The following is a 615-nucleotide window of genomic DNA, read 5'->3' as shown; positions in this document are numbered from 1 at the left end:
TAGCTGAAATTTTATCGGATTAGTTATATTATGAATAATAAGAAATTTATTTTTTAAGGAGTGATTGATGTGCCATCAGTTGAAAGTTTTGAATTAGATCATAATGCGGTGAAAGCACCATATGTTAGACATTGTGGCGTCCATAAGGTAGGAAGTGATGGTGTTGTAAATAAATTTGATATTCGTTTTTGTCAGCCGAATAAGCAAGCAATGAAGCCCGATGCTATTCATACATTAGAGCATTTATTAGCGTTTAATATTCGTAAGCATTCCGAGAAATACGATAACTGGGATGTTATTGATATTTCACCAATGGGTTGTCAAACAGGATTTTATTTAGTAGTTAGCGGTGAGCCTACAGTAGCAGAAATTATTGATGTCTTAGAAGACACAATGAAAGATGGTGTTGATGTAGTTGAGATACCAGCTGCTAATGAAAAACAATGCGGTCAAGCGAAGCTTCACGATTTAGAAGGTGCTAAGAAGTTAATGAAATTCTGGTTGAAACATTCAAGAGCAGAGCTTGAACAAGTATTCGCATAAATTATTCGAAAAGGAAGCTGTCTATTGTTTAGAAAGCATCCTTTTTTTTCGTTTTGTCTAGCTCCAGCACCC

General features: G+C 35.1%; 1 protein-coding gene. It reads left to right on the top strand.

What is annotated here, in order from left to right; genetic code table 11:
- The first annotated feature begins 69 nt into the window (after positions 1 to 69).
- Positions 70 to 543 carry an S-ribosylhomocysteine lyase gene (locus tag V7014_RS25465; protein ID WP_335511631.1) on the top strand — a complete coding sequence of 158 codons (474 nt, stop codon included), beginning with the start codon at positions 70 to 72 and terminating at the stop codon, positions 541 to 543.
- Positions 544 to 615 lie beyond the last annotated feature (72 nt).

Source organism: Bacillus sp. JJ722 (genome assembly GCF_036963345.1).
In the GTDB taxonomy this organism is placed as follows: domain Bacteria; phylum Bacillota; class Bacilli; order Bacillales; family DSM-1321; genus Bacillus_AD.
This window is presented reverse-complemented; position numbering and strand designations above follow the sequence as displayed.